Raw genomic sequence first — 10,430 nt, forward strand, 5'->3', positions numbered from 1 at the left:
GATCCCATCCAGTATTAAGGAGCACATACAATGGCACACAAAAAAGGTGGCGGTACTACCCGCAACGGCCGCGATTCCGAATCAAAGCGCCTCGGCGTGAAGGTCTACGGCGGCCAGTCGATCAATGCTGGCGGCATCATCGTGCGTCAGCGCGGCACCCCGGTGCGCGCTGGTGACGGCGTCGGTACCGGCAAGGACCACACCCTGTTCGCGAAAGTGGACGGCGTGGTCAAGTTCGTGACCAAGGGCCCGGAGTCGCACAAGTACGTGACCGTGGTCCCGGCCCCGGCGACCGTGCAGTAAGCGCAGCGCGCATCAGGTGAAGGCGCCCGGCGCCTTCCCATCGAAAGGCTCTGCCATTCGGTAGGGCCTTTTTCCTTTTCAGGGTACAGAATATGAAGTTCATCGACGAAGCACGCATCGAAGTCATCGCTGGCACCGGCGGCAACGGCTGCGCCTCGTTCTGCCGCGAGAAGTTCCGCCCGTTCGGCGGTCCGGATGGCGGCGACGGTGGCCGTGGCGGTTCGATCTGGGCCATCGCGGACCGCAACATCAACACGCTGGTCGACTTCCGCTTTTCCAAGGTCCACCGCGCGGGCAACGGGGAACCGGGCCGCGGGTCGGACTGCTATGGCAAGGGCGCGGAGGACGTGTTCCTGCGCATGCCGGTGGGGACGCTGATCGTCGATGAAACCAACGGCGAGATCATCGCCGACCTGACCGAGCACGGCCAGCAGGAGCTGCTGGCCAAGGGCGGCGAGGGCGGCTGGGGCAACATCCACTTCAAGTCCTCCACCAACCGCGCGCCGCGCCAGAAGACCGACGGCAAGGACGGCGAACACCGCGAACTGCGCCTGGAACTAAAGGTGCTGGCCGACGTCGGCCTGCTCGGCATGCCGAATGCGGGCAAGTCGACCTTCATCACCGCCGTCTCCAACGCGCGCCCGAAGATCGCCGACTATCCATTCACGACACTGCATCCGAACCTGGGCGTGGTGCGCGTGTCGCATGAGAAGAGCTTCGTCATCGCCGATATCCCGGGCCTGATCGAAGGCGCAGCTGAAGGTGCGGGCCTGGGCCACCAGTTCCTGCGCCACCTGCAGCGCACCAACCTGCTGCTGCACATCGTGGACGTGGCGCAGTTCGAAGGCACGGCCGATCCGGTCAAGGAAGCCAAGGCGCTGGTCAAGGAGCTGGAGAAGTACGACGCGGAGCTGGCCAACAAGCCGCGCTGGCTGGTGCTGAACAAGCTCGATGTGGTGCCGGAAGCGGACCGCGCGAAGCTGGTGAAGGATTTCGTCAAGCGCTTCGGCTTCAAGGGCCCGGTGTTCGAGATGTCGGCCCTGTCGCGCGAAGGCACGCAGGAGCTGGTCAACGCGATCTACCAGCATCTGGAAAAGACGCGCACCAGCGAGCAGCGCGCCGCCGAGACCCAGCTGGCGGAAGAAGCCCGCGGCATCAACTCGATCGACCCTGACGACCCGCGCTTCAAGGTTATCGATTAAACTAGTCGTCTGGTGTGGTGCGTGCCGTGGCTATCCGCCGCGCGCGCAGCGCACCGCGACTGCCGATGCCTGGCTCCTTACCGCGGCCGCCTCATCGCAGAACTCACTCCCTGGGTTATGCCACCTGAAGCCAAGCCGCCAATGAAGTCCGTCATCCACACCGCACACCGCATCATCATCAAGGTAGGGTCCTCGCTCGTCACCAACGAAGGACGTGGGCTCGATCATGCCGCCATCGCCAAATGGGCGGCCCAAATCTCCGCATTGCGTGGCCTCGGCAAGGAGGTCGTCCTGGTCAGCTCCGGTGCCATCGCCGAGGGCATGCTGCGGCTCGGATTCGAGGCGCGTCCCACCGACGTACACGAGCTGCAGGCCTGTGCGGCCGTCGGGCAGATGGGTCTCGCGCAAATCTACGAGACCAGCTTCCGCGCGCACGGCATCGGCACCGCACAGGTGCTGCTCACGCATGCCGACCTGGCGGACCGGGAGCGCTACCTGAATGCGCGCTCCACGCTGGCGACCCTGCTGCGGCTGGGCGTGGTCCCGATCATCAACGAGAACGACACCGTGGTCACGGACGAGATCAAGTTCGGCGACAACGACACGCTCGGCGCGCTGGTGGCGAACCTGATCGATGCCGATGCGCTGATCATCCTCACCGACCAGCATGGCCTGTTCAACGCAGACCCGCGCAAGGACCCGGCTGCGTACCTGATCAAGGAAGGCAAGGCGGGCGATCCGGCGCTGGAGGCAATGGCGGGTGGCGCAGGCTCCAGCATCGGGCGTGGCGGGATGCTCACCAAGATCCTCGCGGCCAAGCGCGCGGCGGGCTCCGGCGCGCATACCGTGATTGCATGGGGGCGCGAACATGAGGTGCTCACGCGCCTCGCGGCCGGGGAAGCTATCGGAACCCAGCTGACCGCGCAGACCGCGCAGCAGAAGGCGCGCAAGCAGTGGATGGCGGATCACCTGCACACGGCGGGCAAGGTGGTGCTGGACGCGGGCGCGATCGAAAAAGTCACACGCGAGGGGAAATCGCTGCTGCCGATCGGGGTGGTCGCGGTCGAAGGCCAGTTCGGGCGCGGCGCCGTGATCACCTGCGTGACCGAAGCCGGCCTTGCGGTCGCGCGCGGCCTCACAAATTACACCAGCAGCGAGACCCGCCTCATCCTGCGCAAGCCGTCCTCCGAGATCGAAGCCATCCTTGGCTTCATGGAAGGCCCCGAGCTGATCCACCGCGACAACCTGATCCTGCTGTAGACCTGAATCTTCTCCCGCGCGCGCAGTCCAAGGGGCTGCGGGGCAGTCCCGCAAAGGAGAACGATCATGCCAGATACCAAAAGCGCGCGCCATCCGAGCGCCCGCAAGACCAGCGCGGTGCGCCGGATCTGCAACCTGGTGCCCTCGCGCGGCACCGACACCGACTGGCAGTACGACGACGCGCTGACCGCCGGCCTGCTGCGCGCGCCCGCCGCGCTGCCCGCTTCCGTGGACCTGCGCCAGAGCTGGTGGACCATCAACGACCAGGGCGGCACCGGCTCCTGCGTTGGCTGGGCCAGCGCGGACGGCGTGCTGCGCTATCACCTCGTCAAGGCCAGCAAGCTGGACGAAGGCACGCTGCTGTCACCCCGTTTCGTGTGGATGGCGTCCAAGGAGTCGGATGAATTCGTGCGCCGCCCCGAGACCTTCATCGAGGAGGCGGGCACCAGCCTGAAGGCCGCGATGGACGTGATCCGCAAATACGGCTGCGTGCTGGACCAGGAACTCCCCTTCAGCATCGCCACCCTGATGTACGACGGACCGGAGAACGCCTTCTTCGCCTCCGCCTCGATGCGCAAGGCTGCCAACTACACCAACCTGCGCAAGAACCTCAACCAGTGGAAGTCGTGGCTCGCCACCACCGGCCCGATCCTCGTCGGCCTGAGCGTGGACGAGACTTGGGACAACGCGGGCGCCACCCATGGCAAGCTCGATGACTTCGTGCCGGACTCGGTGCGCGGCGGCCACGCGGTGTGCGTGGTCGGCTACACCGCCGACCGCTTCATCATCCGCAACAGCTGGGGCACGACCTGGGGCGACGAAGGCTACGCCTACGCCAGCAAGGGCTACATCGAGGACGCCTTCTTCGGAGAGAGCTACGGCATCACAATCTGATGGGACGTTGCGATGCGCCGCCGCCGCCCTGCGCAACTGCTAGGCCGGTTGCGGCAGCAGATTGGGTGGCGGCGGCGTCTTGTGCTTGTACTCGCACAGGTCGACAATGATGCAGTTCCAGCACTTGGGCGTGCGGGCCACGCAGGTGTAGCGGCCGTGCAGGATCAGCCAGTGGTGCGCATCGTGCAGGTAGTCCTTCGGCACGAACTTGAGCAGCTTCTGCTCCACGATGTCCACGTTCTTCCCCGGCGCGATGTTGGTGCGGTTGGAGACGCGAAAAATGTGCGTGTCCACCGCCATGGTGGGCTGGCCGAAGGCGGTGTTGAGCACCACGTTGGCGGTCTTGCGGCCCACGCCGGGCAGGGCTTCCAGCGCCTCGCGCGTCTGCGGGACCTCGCCGCCATATTGATCGACCAGGATCCGGCAGGTGGCGATCACGTTCTTCGCCTTGGTGTTGAACAGGCCGATGGTCTGGATGTAGGGGATCAGGCCATCGAGGCCGAGGTCGAGGATCTGCTGCGGCGTATTGGCGACCGGGTACAGCTTGCGCGTGGCCTTGTTCACGCCGACGTCGGTGGCCTGCGCCGACAGCAGCACGGCGATCAGCAGCTCGAAGGGGGTGGTGTATTCCAGTTCGGTGACGGGCTTGGGATTCGCTTCCTTGAAGCGGCGGAAGATCTCGAGGCGCTTGGCGGGGTTCATGCGGGGACGTCAGTCTTTCTTGTTCAAGGCCGCCTTCTGGCGCGCGCGCTCCATGGCGGCGGCGATGATGGCGCGCTTGCGCTCCTTCTCGGCCAGTTCTTCCGCTGTCGCGGGGGCTTCCGCGTTGACGGCGGCCAGCTTGTCCGCAGCCTTGGCGGCCAGGCGCGCGTCGTTCTCGTCCTTCTCGCGTTTCAGGCGCGCGGTGCGGAAGTCGTGGCGCTCGCGCGCGGCGTCGGCCTGCTCCTGGGTCCACGCGTTCCAGCCGGTGCGCTCACCGGTCACCGGCAGCATGGTGATGCAGTCGACCGGGCAGGGTGCCACGCACAAGTCGCAGCCGGTGCACAGCGAGGGCAGGATGGTGTGCATCTGCTTGGCCGCGCCCATGATGGCATCGACCGGGCAGGCCTGGATGCACAGGGTGCAGCCGATACAGATCGCTTCATCGATGAAGGCGACCGGGCGCGATCGTTCGATGCCGTTGACCGGATTGATCGGAATGACCGGCCGCCCGAGGAAGCTGGCCAGCCGCTCGACACCCTGGAGGCCGCCCGGCGGGCACTGGTTGATCTCGGCCTGGCCCTCCGCGATCGCTTCCGCATACGGCCGGCAGCCCGCATACCCGCACTTGGTGCACTGGGTCTGCGGCAGCAGGTCTTCGATCTGGTCGGCGAGGGTCTTGGTCACGGCGGGCAATGCGGGCAATGGTGGCAGACTGCGATTATCTCATCATCAGTCTCAGTCGTGGCAAACGGCCTTTTGTCCGTAAACGCAGTCCTTATTTAGGTAAAGTCTGTGAATGCAGACATTGACGTCGGCATCCGCCCGGCGCACAATGTCTGTAATCTCCTACCTAATCGGCCTACGGACCGCGAATGTAGACATGAAATACAAGCAATCTGCGATTCTCCCCGATGAGCTGCTCAAGGCGGGAGAGGACCTCGGTGCCAAACTGGCCCGCTTGCGCAAGGCGCGCCGAATCCTCCAGGCCGACGCGGCCGCTCGCGCGGGCCTGTCCCGTTCCACCGCCGTGCTGCTCGAAAAGGGCGATCCGGGCCGCTCGCTGGGCCAGATCCTGCGCTATCTGGATGCGATCGCGCCGGGCGCCACCCTTGAGCAACTCCTCCAGGAGAAGGACCCTGCGCTGGCGGCCCTGGCGCAGGCTGAGCGAACCCAGCGCGTGCGGCGCCTCTCCGACAAGGAGCTCAAGGAGCTCGACTTCTGATGGCCACCACCCGCCTGCACGTGTTCGCGCATCTGGCCGACGGGTTCGTCCCCGCCGGGCGGCTCACGCTGACCGAGGGGCGGCGCGAGGTGGAAGCGTCGAGCTTTGCGTACGGCCTGCGCTATCTGGAGCGCCCCGGCAGCTTCGAGCTCGATCCGGTCAGCCTGGCGCTGGACGACCGGGCGGCGGCGCGCGGGGTCGAGTTCCGGCCCGCCCACCAGCTGACCCAGTTCGGCGGCCTGCGCGATGCCGCTCCCGACGCGTGGGGCCGCCGGGTGATCGAGGCGCGCCACAAGGTTCCGGCCAATTCCTTGTCGGAAGCGGTCTACCTCATCGAGGCCGGTAGCGACCGGGTCGGCGCCCTCGACGTGCGGGCCGACTTGCAAGCCGAGGGTCATGCGGGGGCGGCATCCGTGCAAAGTCTCGGATATCTGCTGGAAGCGTCGGAACGGATCGAGCACGGCCTGCCGATACCCAGTGCGCTGGCGGGCCTGTTCGATGCCGGCGGGAGCGCCGGCGGCGCTCGCCCGAAGGCCACCGTCCGTGATGACCAGGGCGTGCTGTGGCTGGCCAAGTTTCCGTCCGCCGCGGACACCTTCGACGTTGCCCGCGCCGAATACGCGAGCCTGCGTCTGGCCGCGCTGGCGGGGTTGAATGTGCCGCCGCTGCAGCTGCGCGACATCGGTGGCAAGACCGCGCTGCTGATTCGCCGCTTCGATCGCTTCTGGCACAAGGGGACCTCGCTTCCGGGGCCGGACATCGTCCTGCACGAGACGGGACCACAGCCGGGTGCGAGCGAGCAGCGGCTGCCCTTCGTCAGTGGCCTCACACTGGTGGGGTGCGATGAATACGAGTCGGTTACCCGCAGCTACGCGGACCTTGCTGCGGCGATCCGCCGCTACGCCCATCCCGCGCTGATCCGCGCCAACGCGGCGGAGCTGTTTGCCCGCATGGTCTTCAATATCTTCGTCAGCAACGACGATGACCATCTGCGCAATCACGGCTTCCTGCGCGACCCGCGCTACGGAGGATGGCGTTTGAGCCCTTTGTATGACGTGGTGCCGCGTCCCGGCATCGCGCATGAACGGCAGCTGCATCTCCAGGTGGGCCTGCAGGGTAAGCTCGCGACCCTGGACAATGCCTTGAGCGCGCACGCTGCATTCCTGCCGGAGCGCCCGGATGCGGTGGCGGCGATGCATCGGATCTGGCTCTGCTTGCGGGAATGGCGCACCCATTTCGAGGAGCTCGGCGTACCCGGCAGCTTGATCGATACACTGGCCGCGGGCATCCGCGATCTGGACGATATCGCCAGCCCCGCGCTGCGCGCGCTCATCCGGCGCGGCGGCTAAAGCCACCATGAAAAACGCCTCTCGCGAAGGAGAGGCGTCGGTCCCGGGCGGGGGAATGGGTTGGCTTACGCGTGCTTGCGAATGAACTCGCCGATCATCGGGCACACGGTCTGGCGCCAGCGGCGGCCGGAGAAGATGCCGTAGTGGCCCGCGCCTTTGACGACGTAGTCCATCTTCATCGATTTCGGCAGGCCCGTGCACAGGTCGTGCGCGGCTTGCGTCTGGCCGAGGCCGGAGATGTCATCGAGCTCGCCTTCGACGGTCAGCAGCGCCACCGACTTGATGTCCTGCGGGCGCACCTGCTTGCCGCCCACGTACCAGGTGCCCAGCGGCAGGCGAGTCTCCTGGAACACGGTCTTGATGGTGTCGAGGTAGTACTCGGCCGGCATGTCCAGCACCGCGTTGTACTCGTCGTAGAACTGGCGGTGCGCCTCGGCCGAATCGTCGTCGCCGCGCACCAGGTGGTTGTAGAACTCGCGGTGGCTCTGTGCGTGGCGGCCCGGGTTCATCGCGATGAAGCCGGCATGCTGCAGGAAGCCCGGATAGACCTTGCGGCCGAAGCCGGGATAGTTGGCCGGCACCGCGTAGACCACGGTGTTCTCGAACCACGAGAACGGCTTGTCGGTGGCCAGGTTGTTGACCTGGGTCGGCGAGCGGCGCGGGTCGATCGGGCCGCCCATCATGGTCATGGTCTTGGGCAGCAGCGGGTCCTTGGCGGACGACATCAACGAGATCGCGGCCAGCACCGGCACGGTCGGCTGGCAGACGGAGATCACGTGCAGGTCCGGCGCCAGCGTGCGGATGAAGTCCTGCACGTAGTAGATGTAGTCGTCCAGGTGGAACGGGCCTTCCGACATCGGCACCATGCGCGCATCGGTCCAGTCGGTGATGAAGACGTCGTGATTCGGCAGCAGCGCGCGCACGGTGTCGCGCAGCAGGGTGGCGTGGTGGCCGGACAGGGGGGCCACCAGCAGCACCTTCGGATGGGCCAGCGCGGTGGCGCGCGCATCCGAGACGTCCTTTTTGAAGTGCAGCAGCTTGCAGAACGGCTTGGTCACCACGGTCCGCTCCATGATGCCGATGGTCTCGCCATCGCAGACGGTGGAGGCGATATCGAAGGCCGGCTTTTCATAATCCTTCCCGAGCCGGTACATGAGTTCGTAACCGGCGGCGATGCGCTGGGAGAACGGGGTGTGCGCAAACGGCGAGACCGGGTTCGAGAACAGCTTCGCAGACGCGTCCGCCCACTGCATCAGCGGGTTCAGGAACGTGCGCTGCATTTCGTGGAGTTGGTAAAGCATAGTAGGTCCTCTATCTCCGCCGACTGTGTATCCGGCGGTGTGGTGCAATCGTTTGCTCTACGGTCAGTGGGGCAACGAATTTTCCACACTGTAATACAAATTACGTTCCTGCTGGAAAAATCTTGAATCCGAATGCAGGACTGTCCGCATGCATCAAGTTGTAGCACAGGCGATTTGGCCGTTGCGTTAGCAAGATCACATAAATCAGCCGGTTCGTACGTGTCGAGGCATCGTCTGACACGAGCGTGAGGCACGTTCTGGCGCTTGTGCGGCATCCAAAGAAAAAGCCGCCCGGCCAGGCGGCGGGGCGGCTCGTTCGGCGAATAGGCAACCAGATGGTTGCATATTCAGCAGGCGTCCTAGTCGAACACCGGGGTTTCGACGCCGAGAATCTTGTGCAGCTTCGGCGAGGTGGTGGTGTACTGCATGTGGATCTTCTTGTCCGGGAAGATGTAGGGCGCGGCGCCGAAAGCGGCCAGCGCAGCTTCGTGGAAGCCCGACAGGATCAGCTTTTTCTTACCCGGATAGGTATTGATATCGCCCACCGCGAAAATACCCGGCACGTTGGTCTCGAACTTTTCCGTGTTCATGACCTTGAGCTGCTTGCGCTCGATGTCCAGGCCCCACTCGGCGATAGGGCCGAGCTTGGGCGACAGGCCGAAGAACACCAGCAGCATGTCCAGCGGCACGCGGCGGGTGACGCCGTCGGCGCCGGTGACCTTCACTTCGGACAGCTGGCCGTCCTTCTCGTCGAAGCCGGTGACCTGGCCGGTGATCAGCTGCATCTCGTACTCGTCGCACAGCTGCTTCATCTTTGCGACCGAGGCGGGCGCGGCGCGGAATTCGTCGCGGCGGTGTACCAGCACCACCGACTCGGCCTTGCCGACGAAGTTCAGGGCCCAGTCCAGCGCGGAGTCGCCGCCGCCGCAGATGACCAGGTTCTTGCCCTCGAACAGCGACGGATCCTTGACCCGGTAATGCAGCTGGCTCTGCTCGAACTTCTCGATCCCGTCGACCTTGATGGTACGCGCCTGGAACGAGCCCACGCCCGCGGCGATGAAGATGGTCTTGGTGATGAACTGGGTGCCGGTGGAGGTCTCGACGTTGAAGCGCTGGTCTTCGCGGCGCTGCACCTGGGTCACTTCCTGGCCCAGGTGGAAGGTCGGATCGAACGGCTCGATCTGCTTGAGCAGGTTGTCGGTCAGTTCCTGGCCGGTGCACACGGGCACGGCGGGGATGTCGTAGATCGGCTTGTCCGGATACAGCTCCACGCACTGGCCGCCCACGGCGGGCAGGGAATCGATCACGTGCGCCTTGATTTCGAGGAGACCCAGTTCGAACACCTGGAACAGGCCGACCGGACCCGCGCCGATGATGACGGCATCCGTTTCGATCGCACCGGCAAAGGTGCTGTTGGCAGCCAGGCTGCCCGCTTGAGTGGTAGTCATGCTTTACATTCCAACAATGGTAAAAGGGGCGCTTGGCGCGCCCCGGAAGATCGGCGGGATCAGCGTTTGAGCTGGCCCAGCTTGTCCTTCACGTCCTTCCACTGGTCCGCTTCCGGAAGGGCCGCCTTGGTCTTGGTGATCGAGGGCCAGGCGCGCGCCAGTTCGACGTTGAGCTTGATGAACTGCTGCTGATCGGACGGCACGTCTTCTTCCGCGTAGATCGCGTTCACCGGGCACTCGGCCACGCACACGGCGCAGTCGATGCACTCGTCGGGGTCGATGGCGAGGAAATTCGGGCCTTCCCGGAAACAATCAACCGGGCATACATCGACACAGTCCGTGTAGCGGCAGGCGATGCACGATTCGGTGACAACGTGGGTCATAACAGTCCTATCAATATTGTGCGGCGGCAGGGAGGGAATGGGCGACGCCGACCTTAGCAAAGCACTGTATTTTAAGGCAATTGGCCTTTTCCTTCAATTCGCCCGCGCGCCACCGGTTATACACATTACACATAAGCAAATGCACGCGCGGATGGGCTGCGCGCCGCTTGATGTGCATCATTGACAATGCGTTCAGGAGGCGTCGCTGTCCGGCGGCACCGGCGCGGCCAGGCGGCGGTTGGCCGCGCACCAGCGGGCGAGGGCGCGCAGCTCGTCGTCCAGCACGTGGGCCACATCGTAGTACTCGGCCAGGTTCATGGTGCCGCAGCAGGCGCGCCGGTCCTGCAGGGCGCCGGGGTCGTCGAC

Annotated in this window: 11 protein-coding genes; 6 read left to right on the forward strand and 5 right to left on the reverse strand. The window is 65.2% G+C overall.

Annotated features, from left to right (window positions below):
• The first annotated feature begins 30 nt into the window (after nt 1-30).
• The 4 genes from rpmA to E4L96_RS19355 all read left to right on the forward strand — a co-directional run bounded on the left by rpmA (nt 31) and on the right by E4L96_RS19355 (nt 3,659).
• Complete coding sequence (rpmA, locus tag E4L96_RS19340; RefSeq protein ID WP_135208849.1) at nt 31-303, forward strand: 50S ribosomal protein L27; 273 nt, start codon at nt 31-33, stop codon at nt 301-303.
• Between the two features lie 92 nt (nt 304-395).
• Nucleotides 396-1,505 (forward strand): GTPase ObgE, encoded by a 1,110-nt coding sequence (gene obgE, locus E4L96_RS19345; RefSeq protein WP_135208850.1) that lies wholly within the window; start codon nt 396-398, stop codon nt 1,503-1,505.
• A 141-nt stretch (nt 1,506-1,646) separates the two neighbouring features.
• Nucleotides 1,647-2,765 (forward strand): glutamate 5-kinase, encoded by a 1,119-nt coding sequence (gene proB, locus E4L96_RS19350; protein ID WP_135208851.1) that lies wholly within the window; start codon nt 1,647-1,649, stop codon nt 2,763-2,765.
• Nucleotides 2,766-2,831: 66 nt separating this feature from the next.
• Nucleotides 2,832-3,659 (forward strand): C1 family peptidase, encoded by an 828-nt coding sequence (locus E4L96_RS19355; RefSeq protein WP_135208852.1) that lies wholly within the window; start codon nt 2,832-2,834, stop codon nt 3,657-3,659.
• A gap of 39 nt (nt 3,660-3,698) precedes the next feature.
• Here E4L96_RS19355 and nth read toward each other — a convergent pair whose 3' ends face one another.
• On the reverse strand, nt 3,699-4,361 hold the full coding sequence (nth, locus tag E4L96_RS19360; protein ID WP_135208853.1) for an endonuclease III: 663 nt from the start codon (nt 4,359-4,361) through the stop codon (nt 3,699-3,701).
• 9 nt (nt 4,362-4,370) lie between these two features.
• Nucleotides 4,371-5,045 (reverse strand): electron transport complex subunit RsxB, encoded by a 675-nt coding sequence (rsxB, locus tag E4L96_RS19365; RefSeq protein WP_135208854.1) that lies wholly within the window; start codon nt 5,043-5,045, stop codon nt 4,371-4,373.
• Between the two features lie 196 nt (nt 5,046-5,241).
• Here rsxB and E4L96_RS19370 point away from each other — a divergent pair, with 196 nt between their 5' ends.
• Together E4L96_RS19370 and E4L96_RS19375 are read left to right on the forward strand one after the other, a co-directional pair.
• Nucleotides 5,242-5,583 (forward strand): helix-turn-helix transcriptional regulator, encoded by a 342-nt coding sequence (locus E4L96_RS19370; protein ID WP_135208855.1) that lies wholly within the window; start codon nt 5,242-5,244, stop codon nt 5,581-5,583.
• A complete protein-coding gene (locus tag E4L96_RS19375) occupies nt 5,583-6,932 on the forward strand; it encodes a type II toxin-antitoxin system HipA family toxin (protein WP_135208856.1) in 1,350 nt (449 codons plus the stop codon). The genes E4L96_RS19370 and E4L96_RS19375 overlap by 1 nt, the downstream gene beginning before the upstream one ends.
• 65 nt (nt 6,933-6,997) lie before the next feature.
• Here the strand turns inward: E4L96_RS19375 and E4L96_RS19380 are convergent, their stop codons facing one another.
• From E4L96_RS19380 to fdxA, 3 genes are all read right to left on the reverse strand, one after another.
• Nucleotides 6,998-8,233 carry a polyhydroxyalkanoate depolymerase gene (locus E4L96_RS19380; RefSeq protein ID WP_135208857.1) on the reverse strand — a complete coding sequence of 412 codons (1,236 nt, stop codon included), beginning with the start codon at nt 8,231-8,233 and terminating at the stop codon, nt 6,998-7,000.
• Nucleotides 8,234-8,592: 359 nt separating this feature from the next.
• Entirely contained in the window at nt 8,593-9,681 is a 1,089-nt protein-coding gene (locus E4L96_RS19385; RefSeq protein WP_135208858.1) for an NAD(P)/FAD-dependent oxidoreductase, read from the reverse strand.
• Nucleotides 9,682-9,740: 59 nt separating this feature from the next.
• A complete protein-coding gene (gene fdxA, locus E4L96_RS19390; protein WP_135208859.1) occupies nt 9,741-10,064 on the reverse strand; it encodes a ferredoxin FdxA in 324 nt (107 codons plus the stop codon).
• Nucleotides 10,065-10,430: the final 366 nt, after the last annotated feature.

The sequence above is a fragment of the Zemynaea arenosa genome (assembly GCF_004614185.1).
Taxonomy (GTDB): Bacteria; Pseudomonadota; Gammaproteobacteria; order Burkholderiales; family Burkholderiaceae_D; genus Telluria; species Telluria arenosa.